17 protein-coding genes, 1 tRNA gene and 2 pseudogenes are annotated in these 15,723 nt (G+C 70.9%); 8 read left to right on the top strand and 12 right to left on the bottom strand.

Annotation, left to right across the window (positions count from 1 at the left end; genetic code table 11):
- The first annotated feature begins 219 nt into the window (after positions 1-219).
- Positions 220-1,290 (top strand): PAS domain-containing protein, encoded by a 1,071-nt coding sequence (locus NOO62_RS35165; protein ID WP_268774834.1) that lies wholly within the window; start codon positions 220-222, stop codon positions 1,288-1,290.
- On the opposite strand, the gene NOO62_RS35160 is transcribed toward NOO62_RS35165, so the two are convergent.
- A complete protein-coding gene (locus NOO62_RS35160; RefSeq protein WP_268774833.1) occupies positions 1,277-1,792 on the bottom strand; it encodes a lytic polysaccharide monooxygenase auxiliary activity family 9 protein in 516 nt (171 codons plus the stop codon). The two genes, NOO62_RS35165 and NOO62_RS35160, sit on opposite strands and share 14 nt — an antisense overlap.
- A gap of 180 nt (positions 1,793-1,972) precedes the next feature.
- On the opposite strand from NOO62_RS35160, the gene NOO62_RS35155 reads away from it, so the two are divergent.
- A complete protein-coding gene (locus tag NOO62_RS35155; RefSeq protein WP_268774832.1) occupies positions 1,973-2,344 on the top strand; it encodes a VOC family protein in 372 nt (123 codons plus the stop codon).
- Between the two features lie 15 nt (positions 2,345-2,359).
- On the opposite strand, the gene NOO62_RS35150 is transcribed toward NOO62_RS35155, so the two are convergent.
- Together NOO62_RS35150 and NOO62_RS35145 are read right to left on the bottom strand one after the other, a co-directional pair.
- Positions 2,360-3,448, bottom strand: coding sequence for an endonuclease/exonuclease/phosphatase family protein (locus tag NOO62_RS35150; RefSeq protein WP_414930940.1), 1,089 nt, complete (start codon positions 3,446-3,448; stop codon positions 2,360-2,362).
- A 23-nt stretch (positions 3,449-3,471) separates the two neighbouring features.
- Positions 3,472-4,140, bottom strand: a complete 669-nt coding sequence (locus tag NOO62_RS35145) for a M15 family metallopeptidase (RefSeq protein ID WP_268774830.1) — start codon at positions 4,138-4,140, stop codon at positions 3,472-3,474.
- An 86-nt stretch (positions 4,141-4,226) separates the two neighbouring features.
- Here NOO62_RS35145 and NOO62_RS35140 point away from each other — a divergent pair, with 86 nt between their 5' ends.
- The 3 genes and pseudogenes from NOO62_RS35140 to NOO62_RS35130 form a co-directional block, all read left to right on the top strand.
- On the top strand, positions 4,227-4,925 hold the full coding sequence (locus NOO62_RS35140; protein WP_268774829.1) for a response regulator transcription factor: 699 nt from the start codon (positions 4,227-4,229) through the stop codon (positions 4,923-4,925).
- Between the two features lie 74 nt (positions 4,926-4,999).
- A complete protein-coding gene (locus NOO62_RS35135) occupies positions 5,000-5,212 on the top strand; it encodes a hypothetical protein (RefSeq protein ID WP_268775986.1) in 213 nt (70 codons plus the stop codon).
- A pseudogene (locus tag NOO62_RS35130) lies at positions 5,170-5,280 on the top strand (methyltransferase); the annotation flags it as partial. The gene NOO62_RS35135 and the pseudogene NOO62_RS35130, both read left to right, overlap by 43 nt.
- 27 nt (positions 5,281-5,307) lie before the next feature.
- Here NOO62_RS35130 and NOO62_RS35125 read toward each other — a convergent pair.
- Positions 5,308-5,856, bottom strand: a complete 549-nt coding sequence (locus NOO62_RS35125; protein ID WP_268774828.1) for an EF-hand domain-containing protein — start codon at positions 5,854-5,856, stop codon at positions 5,308-5,310.
- Between the two features lie 267 nt (positions 5,857-6,123).
- Positions 6,124-6,197: transfer RNA gene (locus tag NOO62_RS35120), tRNA-Pro, on the bottom strand.
- A gap of 111 nt (positions 6,198-6,308) precedes the next feature.
- On the opposite strand from NOO62_RS35120, the gene NOO62_RS35115 reads away from it, so the two are divergent.
- From NOO62_RS35115 to NOO62_RS35105, 3 genes are all read left to right on the top strand, one after another.
- Positions 6,309-6,923: a DUF309 domain-containing protein gene (locus NOO62_RS35115; RefSeq protein WP_268774827.1), complete on the top strand. Its 615-nt coding sequence runs from the start codon at positions 6,309-6,311 to the stop codon at positions 6,921-6,923.
- Positions 6,924-7,011: 88 nt separating this feature from the next.
- A complete protein-coding gene (locus NOO62_RS35110; protein ID WP_414930939.1) occupies positions 7,012-9,114 on the top strand; it encodes an MDR family MFS transporter in 2,103 nt (700 codons plus the stop codon).
- A 30-nt stretch (positions 9,115-9,144) separates the two neighbouring features.
- Entirely contained in the window at positions 9,145-10,014 is an 870-nt protein-coding gene (locus NOO62_RS35105; protein WP_268774826.1) for an alpha/beta fold hydrolase, read from the top strand.
- 46 nt (positions 10,015-10,060) lie between these two features.
- On the opposite strand, the gene NOO62_RS35100 is transcribed toward NOO62_RS35105, so the two are convergent.
- The 7 genes and pseudogenes from NOO62_RS35100 to NOO62_RS35075 all read right to left on the bottom strand — a co-directional run bounded on the left by NOO62_RS35100 (position 10,061) and on the right by NOO62_RS35075 (position 15,678).
- The gene (locus NOO62_RS35100; RefSeq protein WP_268774825.1) at positions 10,061-11,581 is read right to left on the bottom strand and encodes a long-chain-fatty-acid--CoA ligase; all 1,521 of its coding nucleotides are present in this window, start codon (positions 11,579-11,581) and stop codon (positions 10,061-10,063) included.
- A gap of 169 nt (positions 11,582-11,750) precedes the next feature.
- Positions 11,751-12,938: a thiolase family protein gene (locus NOO62_RS35095; protein ID WP_268774824.1), complete on the bottom strand. Its 1,188-nt coding sequence runs from the start codon at positions 12,936-12,938 to the stop codon at positions 11,751-11,753.
- A 169-nt stretch (positions 12,939-13,107) separates the two neighbouring features.
- Positions 13,108-14,328, bottom strand: a complete 1,221-nt coding sequence (locus NOO62_RS35090) for an NAD(P)/FAD-dependent oxidoreductase (RefSeq protein ID WP_268774823.1) — start codon at positions 14,326-14,328, stop codon at positions 13,108-13,110.
- Positions 14,325-14,591 (bottom strand): hypothetical protein, encoded by a 267-nt coding sequence (locus NOO62_RS39360; RefSeq protein ID WP_414930938.1) that lies wholly within the window; start codon positions 14,589-14,591, stop codon positions 14,325-14,327. Before NOO62_RS39360 ends, NOO62_RS35090 begins: the two co-directional genes overlap by 4 nt.
- Positions 14,537-14,845: a hypothetical protein gene (locus NOO62_RS39355; protein ID WP_414930937.1), complete on the bottom strand. Its 309-nt coding sequence runs from the start codon at positions 14,843-14,845 to the stop codon at positions 14,537-14,539. The genes NOO62_RS39360 and NOO62_RS39355 overlap by 55 nt, the downstream gene beginning before the upstream one ends.
- Positions 14,846-14,870: 25 nt before the next feature.
- Positions 14,871-15,137 (bottom strand): annotated as a pseudogene (locus NOO62_RS39350) (hypothetical protein); the annotation flags it as partial.
- Positions 15,138-15,219: 82 nt separating this feature from the next.
- On the bottom strand, positions 15,220-15,678 hold the full coding sequence (locus NOO62_RS35075; RefSeq protein WP_268774822.1) for a MarR family winged helix-turn-helix transcriptional regulator: 459 nt from the start codon (positions 15,676-15,678) through the stop codon (positions 15,220-15,222).
- Positions 15,679-15,723: the final 45 nt, after the last annotated feature.

Below are 15,723 nucleotides of genomic sequence, written 5' to 3'. Positions count from 1 at the left end.
TGAGTGGCGGGGCGTGTTCACCCGCTCACTCAAGGGGACCAAACCCGGGATGTCCGCGACGCCCCAGTGGGCGCCGGGGACTCAGGCAAATGCCTGAGAGCCCGCGCCATGACCCGGTTGCGGTACTTCGGCCGAGAAGGGGGCATGCGCGAGCCGGGGGCGGGATAGCCAGTGCCGTGTGACTGAGCGTCAGCCAGTCGTATACGGACGGAGACCGCTGTGGACGATTCCACTTTCAAGGCACTGAGCAGGACCGGGACCCCCGGCAGATACGCGGCCTTCGCAGACCTCGTGGACCTCGCCCCCGCCGCCGCGTTCATACGGGACAGCGACGGCCGCTACCTGTGGGCCAACCACGCCTACGCGCACCTCTACGGCACGGTCCCGGAGCAGGTGATCGGCAAGTACATCGAGGACCTCGACGAGCCCGCGGAGGCCGACCAGTTCCGCGCCCTCGACCAGGAGATCCTCAGCCGGGGCACACCGGTGCGCCACACCCTCGCCTACCGGCGCCGGGACGGCAGCGCGGGCCGGGCGGTGGGTCACCGCTTCCCCGTCCGGGAGAACGCGCGGACCTGCGTCGCCGGGATCTACGTGGACGTCACCGACCACCTGCGCGCCACGGTCCAGTGGCAGGAGGCCGAGGAGAATCTGCAAGCCCTGCGCGACCACAGCGGTCTGCCCTGCGCGCTGCTCTCGGCGAACGGGCGGGTGGTCGAGGCGAGCGCGGCGGCGGCCGAACTGTTCCAGGTCAGCCCGCACGACTTGGTGGGCCGCCGCGCGCACACGCTGCTCGCACCCGAGCCCGGCCTCGACCTCGACCGGCTGCACCGCCGCTGGAACGGCCTGATATCCCGCCGCACGCGACGGGTGGAGACGTCCGCGGTACTCGTGGACGCGCACGGTATGCAGCGCCGGGCGCAGCTCCACCTCACGACGATCGGGCACTCGGCGGGGCGGGCGCGGCACGTGTGGGCCGTGGTCACGCATCAGAGCCTCGCCCACGAGGCGCATCCCGCACTGACCGCCGCGCAGATCCGCATCCTGTCGCTGCTCGCGGAGGGCAGCAGCAACGGCGACATCGCCACGTCGCTGCACCTCTCGCGGCAGACGGTCGACTACCACCTCAGCCGTCTGCGTGACCTCTTGGGCGCGGGCGACCCGCCCCTCCCTGGTCGCCCGCGCCTACGTCCTGGGCATCCTGGCGCCCCGCGCGTGGCCGCCGCGCTCGGCGACGGCGGCGCATCCGCTCAGCACGGTCTGACCTACTGGGCCCTCAGCGAATGTTGACGTCGATGCACGCGTAGAAGGCGTTGGACGTGTCGCCGATGTTCCACACCGCGAGAACCTTGTGCCTGCCGGTGAAGTTGCCGAGGTTGACCTGGTGCGAGACGGTCGTCGGCGGCTGCTGGTTGTGGCCGTCGACGGTCGCGACCTTCGTACCGTCGACGAAGTACTCGTAGTTCGCCGTGCGGTGCCGCGCGGTGAACGTCCAGGTGAAGGTCTGCGTCCTGCTGACGTCGCTGACCTTCCAGCCCTTGGCGTCGTTGTCCAGCTCGGCGAACCGCGCGTTGCCGCCGCTGCAGCTGCGCAGGCCCTTGGGGCCCTCGACGCTCTGCGGCTCGTACTTGATGTCGCCACAGGCCACGGTCCGGGCGGCGCACTGCGCCTGCCGGCTCGCCGGCGCGTTCACGTATCCGTGCGCGCTGGCGGAGCCGGTCGGCAGTGTGAGAGCGAGAACGGGCGCCATGCCGGCACCGATCGCTGCGGCGATCTTCCGCTTCTTGTCCATGCGTACTCCTTCACGGGCAGGGCTTCAGGGGGGTGTGCGACGTGAAGTGCGGGGTGGAGCGAGGGATTCACGGCAGCCGATTAGTCCAGACCATAGACTTCGGCTGGACACGGTCAAGGTTGGATTCCGGCCACACCGCGAAGTGCCGCCCGCTCGCGGGCCGATGGCAGAGTGAGCCGCATGATCGGACACCTGTACACCGTTGTCATCGACTGCCCCGACCCTGACGAACTCGCCGGTTTCTACGAGAAGCTGCTGTCGCTCACACGGCAGCCGGACACCGGCGACTACGTTGTGCTCCAGAACGCGGCGGGCAGCCCGGTGGTCGCGTTCCAACGGGTGGAGGACTATCGCGCGCCGCGGTGGACGGATGCCACGCGTCCTGCGCACATGCACATCGACGTGATGGTCACGAACCTCGATACGGCCGAGGCCCAGGTACTCGCCCTCGGTGCGACGCTGCTGGATGGTTCGGACAAGCCGGTCGGGTACCGCGTCTACGAGGATCCCGTCGGCCATCCCTTCTGCCTGATCACTCCCGAGGGGGCCTGATCCGGCTCCGCCGGGTCACCAGCTGATCGCGGCCGCCACCGGCAAGTGGTCGCTGCCCGTCTCCGGGAGCTGCCACGCGCTCTTCGCCTCCACCCCGCGGACCAGAATCTGGTCGATCCGCGCCACGGGGAACCTCGCGGGCCAGCTGAACCCGAAGCCGTTCCCCGCCTCGTCATGGGCGGAGTGCAGCTGCGAGGTGATGCCGCCGAGGGCGCGGTCGTCCACGGTTCCGTTCAGGTCGCCGAGCAGCACCACCCGCTCGTTCCGCTCGGCGGCGAGGGCGTGGGCGAGTGCCTGGGCGTTCCTGTTCCGCGTGGCCGTACCGAAGCCTCCGTCCGAGGTCACCCGTACGGAGCCGAGATGAGCTACATACACGGCGACGGGACCCTTGCCCGTCGCCACCGTGGTGCGCAGCGCCCTGTTGCCGGTCAGTTTGGCCGACGGCGGCTTGCTGTCGCCGAGAGGGCCGACGTCCTGCTCGGTGTCGACCGGCCGCGTGTGGGAGAGCGGCGACCGGCTCCACAGCCCGACCGTGCCCTGCACGGTGTGGTGCGGGTACGCCTTCGCCAGCTCCTTCTCGTACGTCCCCCTGGCCTCCTCACTGATCTCCTCCAGCGCCAGCACGTCCGCTCCGGAGGCTGCCAGGGCGCGGGCGGTACCGACCGGGTCGGCGTTCTCGGCGGCGACGTTGTGACTGACCACGATGAGGTCACCGCCCGGCTGGGACCTGTCTCCGAGCAGCCCGCCGAAGAGGCTCAGCCACGCCGTGACCGGCAGGAGCAGCGCGATCGCCGCGGAGGCGGAGCGGCGCCACAGCGCGATGACGAGCAGCACGGGTACGCCCAGACCGAACCACGGCAGGAACGTCTCCAGCAGGCTGCCGACGCCACCCCGGTCGGTGATCCGCTCGTGCAGCAGCATGAGCAGGCCCAGCGCGAGCGCGAGTGCCGCGGTCACCAGGCCGCGCTTCCACGGTCCCCGGCGGCGGAGGGAACGTATCGACGGGTGGCTGACGCGGGGACGCCGAGTCCCCCGCGTATCCGCCGCACGATCACCCTGCGCGCGGACATCTCGCACCTTCTCCGCCACGTCCACCCGCGTCATCGTCCGTCCTCGTTCGCCGTTGCTCACTGCTGCCGCATCCTCGGGTCGTGCGTGGGGTCGGCGTACATCCGCGGGCAGCCGCGGTCCGCCGCGTCCGTGCGCAGCTCGTAGTGCCAGGGCTCGTTGCGGTAGATCTGGCACAGCCCGTACGCGGCACCGTGCCCGGACAGCCACGTCGTCGCGTCGGCTCCCCCGATGTCGACCGCGTCCCCCGCCACATGCGGGGACGTCTCCGCGGTGGCCACCCAACGGGCGGCCTCGCTTTCGGACCCGTATTCCGCGACCGCTTCGCGGAGGAGCTGATTCTGGTATTCCGTGGAACGCCACCCGCTGTTGACGCGGAATTCGACGCCGCTGTTTGTGGCAGCGGCGGTGGCTGCCTCGCGGAGCGCCGCGCGCAAATCCGTATCGAGTCCGGCCACGGCCGGACTCGAGTCGTCGAATACGGTCACGTCATGCGGTACAACACCGTCCGACTCCCCCGCCGGTGCAGTGCGTTCGCCTTCCGGCGCCGCGGAAGACGCGGTGAAGGACGACCGGGACGACCCGGACGACGACGTCGGCGCCGGACGGACGAGGACTGCCGCGGCGATCACCGCGATGACGCCGACCATCAGCCCGACAACGATCAGCCCTCGACCCCCGCGGCGCGTCGTCCGTGCTCTCCGTGCGGATGCTGGAATTCGAGTCATGCCGCCAGTGAAAGCAATGCGCTGTTGCCGACACGTATGCGGTTTTCGATACGTCGACGATATGCGTCGACTCGTACGCTGAGCACATGCGTGTGCTGATCGTCGAAGACGAGCCCTATCTCGCGGAGGCCATCCGGGACGGCCTGCGCCTGGAGGCGATCGCGGCCGACATCGCGGGCGACGGCGACACCGCTCTGGAACTGCTCGACTGCAACGGTTACGACATCGCGGTCCTCGACAGGGACATCCCCGGCCCGTCCGGCGACGAGATCGCCCGCCGCATCGTCGCGTCCGGCAGCGGCATGCCGATCCTCATGCTCACCGCGGCCGACCGTCTCGACGACAAGGCCTCCGGATTCGAGCTGGGAGCCGACGACTACCTCACGAAACCGTTCGAGCTCCGTGAACTCGCGCTCAGGCTCAGGGCCCTCGATCGCAGACGGGCCCACAGCAGGCCTCCCGTACGGGAGATCGCCGGTCTGCGCCTCGACCCGTTCCGCAGGGAGGTGTACAGGGACGACCGCTTCATCGCCCTGACCAGGAAGCAGTTCGCCGTACTGGAAGTGCTCATCGCATCGGAAGGCGGTGTCGTCAGCGCCGAGGAGCTCCTCGAACGCGCGTGGGACGAGAACGCGGACCCGTTCACCAATGCCGTACGCATCACCGTCTCGGCGCTGCGCAAGCGGCTCGGCGAACCGTGGGTCATCGCCACCGTGCCGGGCGTCGGCTACCGCATCGCTACGGTGCGGCCCGAGCTCGGCGGCGAGGGAAGCACCCGTGCTTAGGGAGCCGGGCCTGAGCGTGCGCCTCAAACTCACCCTCAGCTACACCGGCTTTTCTGCTGCTGGCGAGCGGGCTGATGCTGATCGCCGGATGGTTCTTCCTGACGCGAGTGGAACACGTGGGGCTCCGCTTCGACCCCGGCTACGAGATCCCCGTCGCGCGTGAGTTCGCCCCGGTGGCGGCCGTCACGATGCTCTTCATGCCGGTGTTCGGCCTCGGCGGCGGGTGGATCCTCGCCGACCGCTTCGAGGACCGGACGGCCTGTTCGTGTGCAGCGCCCAGATCCTGACGGCCTGGCGCCCGGCCCTCCCCATCGCCCACACCCCCGCGCACTTCACGCCGTACGACCGCTCGTAGCCCCCTCAGCAGCCCCTTAGCAGCCCCTCAGTGGAGCCGCCCGAAGAGATGGTTGGCCGGCGCGTCGGGATTCTCCCCGTAGAAGAACTCGGACGCGGCCCGGTGGTACTCGGCCCGCGACAGCGCTCCGGAGCCGTCGAGGTCGAGCGCGTTGAACACCTCGGCGCACTCGTCGTCACCGGCCCGCCCCGTGCTGCCGAAGATGTGCGTGAACTCGATCAGACTGATCGCGCCGTCACCGTCACTGTCGGCCAGGTCGAAGAAGTGGTCGGCGACCGGAGCGAGCTCTTCGGGGTAGCGGGCACGGTCGACGAACATGGCGACGAAGGCCTGTGTCATCTCCGCCGATGTCACCCTGTCGTCCTTGTCGGTGTCGACGGGAGCGATGACGGTCTCCCAGAACCGACGCATGGTCTCGTACATCTGCTGTGCCTGAGGCGAGTCGGGGCCGATGCCCCTGGCCCGGACGTAGCGTTCGCTCATCAGGACGACGTCCTGCCGCGTGATCGCACCGTCGCCATCGACGTCCGCGGCACGGAACCAGCGCTCGTACTTCCGTTTGCGCAGCTCATTCATAGGCGCAACGTAAGGTCGCGGCAGCCCTTCGGCCAGACCCATTCCCGGTCACCCCGAGCCCGCCCGCACAGCCGCCCAAGCGTCACAGGATGCCCAGGCGGCACCGCCGAAGCTCGGGCACCGCTCGCCCGGTCACGAGCTCGTCCGCGACGAACCGTACGTCAACGCCATGAGGTCACCTGCTGCAAGCGGCGCGACTCCCGGATCCGCTCCCGAACACGAAGAAGGGGCCATCCGAAGATGACCCCTACCTGCGACTCTTACGAGTCGGGACGACAGGATTTGAACCTGCGACCCCTTGACCCCCAGTCAAGTGCGCTACCAAGCTGCGCCACGTCCCGGTGTGTTCGTCGCGGTGTGTGTTCCGCGTGATCACAGGTAGAACTCTACCCCACGTCGAAGGGTGCTCCGTCCTGCGGTGACTGCCGTCAGGGACGCGCGACAATCGGCGTATGAGCTCTGCACCTGGACCGTACGACAGTGGCCGTGAGCGCGACCGTGACGAGGAAGGACGGGCCCGTAATCAGCGGCCCCGCGACGGGCTCGGGCGGCCCCTGCCCCATGGGGCCGAGGGCGTGCCGCGGCAGCCGGAGGGGGTCGTGCGGTCGCCGGAGGAGTCCGTGGGCGAGGCGCAGGCGTTGTTGGACGCCGGGCAGCCCTTTCACGCGCACGAGGTGTTCGAGGACGCGTGGAAGTCGGGGCCCGAAGGTGAGCGGGGCCTCTGGCAGGGGTTGGCGCAGCTTGCCGTCGGGCTGACGCACTCGGCGCGCGGCAATACCAAGGGTGGGGCGCGGTTGCTGTTGCGCGGGGCCGGGGCGGTTGCTGACTGGAGCGCGCGGAACGGGCGGGAGCGGCCGTACGGGATCGGCGTCGCCGCGTTGGTGGCGTGGGCGGAGGCGTTGGCCGAGGTCCTGGAGCGTGAGGGGGTGGCCGTGGACGCGGCGGCCCATGCGCCTCGGCTGCGACCGGTAAGGCCGGACAGTGCGGGGGCCGACAGTGCGGAGGCCGACAATGCAAGGGCCGACGATGCGGGGGCCGACAGTGCGGGGTCGGACCGTAGGGAGTGAGCCGGCCTCGGGCGCCTCGGGTGCCGGCCGTCACCGAACCGGCCTCACCCCACATGCACACCCCCCGCCCCGGTGTGAGGCTGGCCGTGTGACCACCACCGATCAGTCGGCCGTGCCCGCGTCCAGCCCCGGTTCCGCCGAAGCGCAGGCGCCGCCCGTTCTGGATCGGCGGCGGCGCAACGTCGTCTTCGTGACGATCATGCTGGGGATGCTGCTCGCCGCCCTCGATCAGACCATCGTCGGTACCGCGCTGCCGACGATCGTGTCGGATCTGGGCGGGGCGGAGCACATGTCGTGGGTCGTCACGTCGTATCTGCTCGCGGAGACCGTCGCCACGGTGCTCGTCGGTAAGTTCGGTGACCTGTTCGGGCGAAAGGTCGTCTTTCAGGTTTCGGCGGTCATCTTCATCACCGGGTCTTTCCTGTGCGGCCTGTCGACGAACATGACGCTGCTGATCGCCTGGCGTGCGATGCAGGGCATCGGCGCGGGCGGCCTGATGGTGACGTCCATGGCGCTGATCGCCGACGTCATCCCGTTGCGCGAGCGCGGCAAGTACCAAGGTGCCATCGGTGCCGTCTTCGGCGTGTCCACCGTGATCGGGCCGTTGTTGGGTGGGCTGTTCACTGATCATCTGAGCTGGCGGTGGGCGTTTTACGTCAATGTGCCCATCGCGATCGTCGTGGTGCTCGCGGCCGCCCGGACCATTCCCGTCGTGAAGTCGGCGGTGCGGCCCGTCATCGACTATCTCGGCATCGCGCTCGTCGCCGTGGGCGCGAGCGCGCTGATCCTCGCGACGAGTTGGGGCGGCAACCAGTACGCGTGGGGGTCGCCGACGATCATCGGGCTCTTCGTCGGCGGTCTCGTCGCGCTGGCGCTGTTCTGCGTCGTCGAGACGAGGGCCGCCGAACCCATGCTGCCGATGCGGCTGTTCGGCAATCCGGTCTTCACCGTCTGCTCGATCCTCAGCTTCATCGTGGGCTTCGCGATGCTCGGCGCGATGACGTTCCTGCCGACCTATCTGCAGTACGTCGACGGGGACTCCGCCACCATCTCGGGCGTGCGGACACTGCCCATGGTGATCGGGCTGCTCATCGCCTCCATCTTCAGCGGCAACGTCGTCAGCAAGACCGGGACGTATCGGATCTTCCCCATCGTCGGGGCGCTCGTGATGGCGCTCGGGCTGTATCTGCTGTCGCTGATGGGGAGCGCCACCAGTACGTGGCTGGAGTCGCTGTACATGTTCGTGCTCGGCACCGGCATCGGGCTGTGCATGCAGGTCCTGACGATCGCCGTGCAGAACACCGTCGCGTACGCGGATCTGGGCACGGCGACGTCCGGCGTCACGTTCTTCCGCACGCTGGGCAGCTCGTTCGGCACGGCGGTGTTCGGCACGATCTACGCCAACACGCTGACGCCGAACCTCAAGGACGGGGTCGCCGCGGCCTCGCGGGCGAGCGGTGGTGATCCGGTCGCCATCGGCAAGGCCGCACAGAGTCCGGAGGGACTGCATGAACTGCCCGCTGCCGCCGCCGCGCCCGTCGTGAAGGCTTACGCGGACAGTCTGCACACCGTCTTCCTGTGGACTGTCCCGGTCGCGCTCCTCGGGTTCCTGGTGGCGCTGTTCCTCAAGCAGGTCGAGCTGCGCGACAGCGCGCGCATGGGCGCGCCCGACATGGGCGAGGGCTTCGCGCAGCCTTCGAGCGGGGACCCCGGGCACGTACTGGAGCGGAGCGTCGCCGCCATCATCCGCGACGTCGGCATGACCACCGCGCGCGGGATCATCAGGGACTCCGACACGCGGCTCGACATCGCGGGCGCCTGGGCCGTCATGCAGGTGTCGCTGTTCACGCGGATGGTCGGGCACGCGAGCCTGGGGCTGATCGCCGCCCGGCGCAGGATTCCACCGGAGGTTCTGGTGCCCGTCTTCGACCGCATGGTCGAGGAGGGGTATCTGACGCGTACCGGTACGTACTTCTCGCACACGTCCGCCGGGGCGCGCGAGGCGGAGGTGATCTCCAAGGCGTGGGCGTCCTGGCTGGGCGAGGAGATCCGGAAGGACATCGGCCGGCCCGCGGACAAGGAGCTCGCCGCGGCGGTCGACGTGATCGCCAAGCGGTTGCTCGCGGAGGACCTGGATCAGGGGCTCTCACCGGAGACGGCGGGCGCCACCACGGTTGCCGGCCGCCGATGAGTTTGCCGGGCGGGGGCGGTCTGCACGGGTATGGAGACACACACACTCGAGACCGTTGGCGCCGACCTCGTTCATGACGTGCGAGGGCCGTTGCCGAGCAGCGACGGACGCCCGCCGTTGTTCATGATCGGGCAGCCCATGGACGCCACCGGCTTTCGCGCGCTCGCCGCGCGCTTCCCCGAGCGGACCGTGGTCACCTATGACCCGCGCGGGCTCGGTCGCAGCACCCGTAAGGACGGGCGGGTCGATCACACTCCGCAGACCCAGGCCGATGACGTGCACGCCGTCATCGAGGCGCTCGGGGCCGGGCCGGTCGAGATGTTCGCCAGCAGTGGCGGAGCGGTCACCGCGCTCGCGGTCGTGGCGCGGTATCCCGCCGACGTGACCACTCTGGTCGCGCACGAGCCGCCGCTCCTCACCCTCACTCCGGACGGCCCGGCGGCCGTGCGGGCCCGGGCCGGGGTCCGGGACGCGTACGAGAAGCGGGGGTGGGGGGCCGGGATGGCCGCCTTCGTGGCCATGACCTCGTGGGAGGGGGAGTTCACCGACGCGTACTTCGCACAGCCGGAGCCCGATCCCGCCACGTTCGGGATGCCCGCGGAGGACGACGGTTCGCGTGACGATCCGCTGCTGTCCGACCGGTCATGGGCCGTCAGCGGCTACCGGCCGGATGCCGACGCGATCGCCGCCGCACCGACCCGCGTCGTGATCGCCGTGGGCGAGGAGTCCGAGAACGTGCTGACCGGACGCACGTCCCTGGCGGCCGCCGAGCTGCTCGGGCTGCGGGTGACCGTGTTCCCGAGTCACCACGGCGGCTTCCTCGACGGAGAGTTCGGATATCCGGGGAAGCCGGACGAGTTCGCGCTGCGACTGCGGCAGGTTCTCGACGGCGCCTCGTAGGTGATCGACGTACGCACCACCGCGTCGCGCTCCCACAGGGGGATTCCTACGCGCTGTAGTGGGCCCGCAGTTCCCGCTTGAGGACCTTCATGCTCGGGCCGAGCGGGAGTTCGTCGGTGAACTCGACCAGGCGCGGGTACTTGTGGCGGCCCAGGTGCTCCTTGGACCACTCGATGATCGTCTCCGCCAGCGCGGGCGTCGCCGCATCGGCGGCCGCGACGACGACCGCGCAGATCTCCTCGCCGTGCACCGGGTCGGGCAGGCCGATCACGGCGGCCTGCCCGACGGACGGGTGGCGCATCAGGACCTCTTCGACCTCGCGCGGGTAGACGTTGAAGCCGCCGCGGATGATGACGTCCTTCTTGCGGTCGACGATGGCGAGGAAGCCGTCTGCGTCCTTGGTGCCGAGGTCGCCGCTGCGGAACCAGCCGTCGACCAGGGCCTCGGCGGTCGCCTCGGGGCGGCCGAGGTAGCCGGAGAAGACGTTGTGGCCGCGGATGACGACCTCGCCGAGTTCGCCGGTGGGCAGCAGTTCGACGCGGTCGTCGACGTCGGCGCGGGCGATCTCCACGTCGACGCCCCAGAGGGGGTGGCCGATGGTGCCGGGGCGGGTGCCGAAGTCGGGCTGGTTGACGGACGCGGTCGGGGACGTCTCGGAGAGCCCGTACCCCTCGTACACGGGCGTGCCGAAGGCCTTCTCGAAGCGTTCGAGTACGGCGACGGGGAGCGAGGCGCCGCCGGAGATGCAGATCCGCAGCTCGGGCAGTTTCTCCGCGGCCTCGGCGGCGGCCACCAGGCCCACGTACATGGTGGGGACGCCGTGGAAGGTGTTGACGTTCTCCTCGACCATCAGCTCGATGGCCCGCGCGGCGTCGAAGCGCGGCAGCAGGACGAGGGTGGCGCCCGCCCGCCACGTCGAGTTCATGGAGACGGTCTGGCCGAAGGCGTGGAAGAGGGGGAGCGCGCCGAGTGCGGTGTCGTCGGGGCGTATGTCGTTGGCGTCGAAGGCGTTGACGGTCGCGTTCATCACCAGGTTGAAGTGGCTGAGCACGGCTCCCTTGGGGACGCCCGTGGTACCGCTGGTGTAGAAGACGACGGCGGGGTCGTCGGCGTCGCGCGTGGCGTAGGTGGTGAGGGGTTCGGTGGCGCCCGCCAAGGCCTCCAGCTCGCCGTCGCCGCCGAGTCGCACCATGCGTACGTCGGTCGCTTCGGCGGCCGCCGCGCCGGTCGCCGCCTGGGCGGGATGGCAGAGGAGCAGGGTGGCGCCGCTGTCCCGCAGGACGTGCTCGACCTCCTCGGCGGAGAGCAGCAGGTGGACGGGGACGACGACGCCGCCCGCGGCGAGGATGGCGTAGTACGCCTTGGGGAACTCGGCGGTGTTCGGTGCCATGAGCGCCACGCGGTCCCCGGGCCGCACGCCGAGCTTCGCGAGCGCGGCACCCTGGGCGCGGGCCTCGCGCCACAACTCCCTGAAGGTGAGGCGCAGTTCACCCTCGACGAGTGCGGTGCGGTCCGGGTGGCGGCGGGCGGGCTCGGCGAGGATCGCGGCGAGGGAGAGCGTGGCCATGAGGGTGGAGGCTCCGTTTCCGAGGGGCTTGCGAAGTGCGGCTTCCGGTTACCGGCTGCGGCTGCCGGTAACCAGCCTTCGGCTTCCGGTTTGCGGCTTGCGGCTTGCGGCTTGCGGCTGTGGGGGCCGTTCTCTACGGCGGCGCACGGCGCCGCCGTCAGGCGGGCTCTCAGTCGCGCTCGACCAGGAGCGCGCTGCCCTGCCCGACACCGACGCACATCGTGGCGAGGCCGCGCGTGGCGCCCGTGCGGCGCATCCGGTGCAGCAGGGTGGTGAGGATGCGGGCGCCGGAGCAGCCGAGCGGGTGGCCCAGGGCGATGGCTCCGCCGGACGGGTTGACGAGCTCGGGGTCGATGCCGAGGGCATCGACGCAGGCGAGCGCCTGGGCGGCGAACGCCTCGTTGAACTCGGCCTCCTGAAGGTCGTCGACGCGCCAGCCGACGCGGGCGAGCACCTTCTGCGTGGCGGGTACGGGTCCGATACCCATGACGTCCGGGTGGACGCCCGCCGATGCCCCGGCCGCGTACCGCCCGAGGGATTCGAGGCCGAGGTCGTTCAGGGCCTCCTCGCTGACGATCAGGAGTCCGGCCGCGCCGTCGTTCATCGGCGACGCGTTGCCCGCGGTGACGGTGCCGTCCTTGCGGAAGACGGGGCGCAGGCCGCTGAGCTTCTCGTACGAGGTGTCCTCGCGCACGCACTCGTCCGTGTCGACGACGACGCCGTCCGGCCGGGTGACGGGGAGGAGTTCGTCGTCGAAGTGGCCGCTCTTGCGGGCGGCCGCCGCGTGCTGGTGGCTGCGGAGCGCGAAGGCGTCCTGGCGTTCGCGCGAGACGCCGTACCGCCCCGCGACCTCCTCGGCGGTCTCGCCCATCGCGAGGACGCCGTGCAGGTCCTTCATCCTCGGGTTCGTGAGGCGCCAGCCGAGGCGGGTGTCGGCGGTCTCCATGCGGTGCGGCAGCGCCTCGTCGGGGCGGGGCAGCACGAAGGGGGCGCGGCTCATCGATTCGGAGCCGCCCGCGAGGACGATGTCCGCGTCGCCCGCGGCGACGGTGCGCGCGGCGGTGGTGACGGCTTCGAGGCCGGAGGCGCAGAGCCGGTTGACGGTGGCGCCGGGCACGGATTCGGGGAGCCCAGCGAGGAGGGCTGCCATCCTCGCGACGTTGCGGTTGTCCTCCCCCGCCTGGTTGGCGGCGCCCCAGTAGATGTCGTCGATCCGGGCGGGATCGAGCTGGGGGATGTCGGCGAGGAGTCCCTTCACGACGGCCGCCGCGAGGTCGTCGGGGCGTACGGAGGAGAGGGCGCCGCGGAGTTTCCCGATGGGGGTGCGGCGGGCGGCGGCGAAGTGGACGGTGCGCACGATACGGCTCCGGATCGTTCTGCGGGTCACGCTGCTTCGGTTGTGCGGGTTGCTCAGCGCGCAGGCGTACGTAAATTAGCGCTGCTAGTTTTGGAGTCTATGCGGGGTGTGGGGCTCAGGGGAAGAGCCCCTTATGCCTCACCGTCCCGCCCCAGCTCGCTGACGAGCGTCAGGCCGGCGCGATCCGGACCGCGCCGCCCCTGACGTCCACCCGGCCCGTCCAGCACCCGGAGACCTGGAAGGGCCGGTTCGGGACGGCCGGGCGGCGTGAGCGTGTGCGGTGCAGGGTCCTGCCGTCCTGCGTGATCACCAGCGTCGGACGTGCGACGAACTCGGTCGTGCGGAGCGTGAACACGCCGGTCGGTTCGTCCGGTGTGAGGCGGTTCGGGGCGATCCAGGCGAGCGGCGCGGCGACCCGGAGCCGCACCGACGCCGAGGGCCAGTCGCCGTCGGCGAGGTAGCGCCGCACGGCCTCCGCCGCCAGGGTTCCCTCGCGCGTCACCGCGCGTGCCGGTTCGGCGGCGTGCAGCACGTTGCCGACCGCGAAGACGCCGCGCCCGTCGGTCCGGAAGGCGCCGTCGACGGCGGGGCCGCGCGTGCCGGGGTCCAGCAACAGGCCCGCGCGCCGCGCGAGTTCGTGGTCCGGGACGAAGTCGCCGGTGAAGACGACGGTGTCGCAGGCGACGTGTGCCGTCCTGCCGTCCCGGTGCCGGAGCCCGACCCCGGAGAGCCGGCCGCGGCCGAGGAGTTCCACCACGGTGGCGTCGGTGAGCAGCGGCACGCCGTGCCGCAGCCGCGCGTCGAGGGCGCGGGCAGGTCGTGCCTGGTGGCGCGGGTGCTCGGTGACCAGTGCGGCGACGGCCACCCCGGCCCGTCGCAGGGTGTCAAGGGCGGTGAAGCTCACCGGTTCCGCGCCGACCACGACGGCGCGCGTCCCGATCCGCTGCCGGTGGAGGTCGGCGGCCTGCTGGAGTTCGCCCGTGGTGTACACACCGGCGGGCCGGGTGCCGGGGACCAGGCGGGCGGCGCGGGACCGTTCGCGGGCGCCAGTGGCGAGGACGACCGCGCGGGCGGTGATGCGCTCCAGGCCCCGGGGGCTCGAGGTGTCGACGGTGAGCGGCGCCGCCCACGCCGTCACGCTGACGCCGGTCCGCAGGACGGCTCCGGTGCCGACGGCCGCCGCCACGCACCGCTCCGCGTACTGCGGGCCCGTCATCCCGAGGCGTCCGAAACCGCCGTGCAGACAGTGCCGCGGAATGCCGCCCGCCTGCCGCTCCCGGTCCACCACCTCGACCTCGCCGACGCCCGACGCGGCGAGCCCGGCCGCCGTGGCGAGACCCGCGGGCCCCGCGCCGACGACCAGGACGTCGACGATGCGCTCGCGCCTCATCCGGTACCCATTTCCGCACCCCGTTCGTAGAGTTCCCGCACCTCGGCACCGCGGTAGAAGCCCTGGCAGCGCCCGCCCCGTGGCCGTGTGCGCCGCCGCAGGCCGTCCCGCGAGCCGGGCGGGACCGTGGCCGCGAGGGCGTCGCGGATCTCACCGCGCGTCACGCGCTCGCAGTGGCGGACGATGTCGCCGTACGCCGGGTCGGCCACTATGAGGTCGGCGCGCTGGTAGGGGCGCGGGAAGGCCTCGCCGAGGTTCGGCATACGGACCGGCTACGGATCGCGGGGTTCGGAGAGGTCCAGGCCCGCGCCTCGGGCAGCAGGATGTGCCGTACGAGGTCACGGGCGAACTTGTCGTACACGATGAGCTGCCCCCTGCGCGGGGTGACAGTGAAGGCCTCATGGCCGAGCAGCCGGTCGACGGTGTCGGCGTGCAGCCCGGCGGCGTTGACGAGGTGATGGGTGCGCAGGGTGCCGCGGCTCGTCGTCACCAGGTGAGTCTTCCCCACTGAACGCATTTCGCTCACGCGGCGGTTGAGGAGCATGAACGCTCCCGTCGAGGCAGTAACTGCTCCGGCCCCCGAGGCGCCGGGCGACGCAGCTGACCGGACCGGAGTCGCCGCGGCACGGGCGCGCACCGGTCCGCGCGAGCAGGAACGCCCCGGTCCCGTACGTGCACTTGGCGCCGCCCGGCGTGGCGCCCGTCCCGATCACACCACGCTCCGGGCAGGCCACCAGGGCCTTGGTCCCGGAGGTGCCCTGAACCACGGCGAGCACGGGCCGTCGCGCCGGATCCCGCTCACGAGTGATCACCGCGGCAGCGTGCTACAGCGGCCGGGAGGGCGTCAAGGCACGGAAATGACAAGGGCGGTGCGCCCCGGGGCCCGGATCGCTATGCGCCGTCGCCTCCGTCACGCAGGGAACGGATCATGCTCCGCAGGCTCCGGAACGCCGCTTCCTGCTCGGCCGCGGTCATCCCCGCCAGCATTCCGACCTCGACGGAGCGGACCGCCACGGTCGCCTTCTCCAGGCTCTCCCGACCGCTCCGCGTGAGCCGCGCGGGCAGCGCCTTGCCGACGGGCGCCTCCGCGGGCCTGGTCACGTAGCCATCCCGCTCCAGGGCCTGGAGCAGCACGTTCATCGTCTGCCGGGTCACGAACGCGCCACGCGCGAGCTCGGAGTTCGACAGCCCGGGCCGTTGAGCCAGCAGTTCGAGGCAGGAGTAGTGCGTCACGCTCATCCCGAGCGGACGCAGCACTTCCTCCATGGCCGCGCGGAGGGCGCTCGAAGCCTCCTTCAGCAGGTAGCCCAATGACTTGTCCAGGTCGACGCCGGCACCCTTTTGACTCATGTCAGGATTCTGACATACCTTTCCCGTGTCAGTAATCTGACACGA

It is taken from the genome of Streptomyces sp. Je 1-369 (assembly GCF_026810505.1).
In the GTDB taxonomy this organism is placed as follows: Bacteria; Actinomycetota; Actinomycetes; order Streptomycetales; family Streptomycetaceae; genus Streptomyces.
Note: the sequence above shows the minus strand (reverse complement) of the source record. Positions and strands in the feature narration are given on the sequence as shown.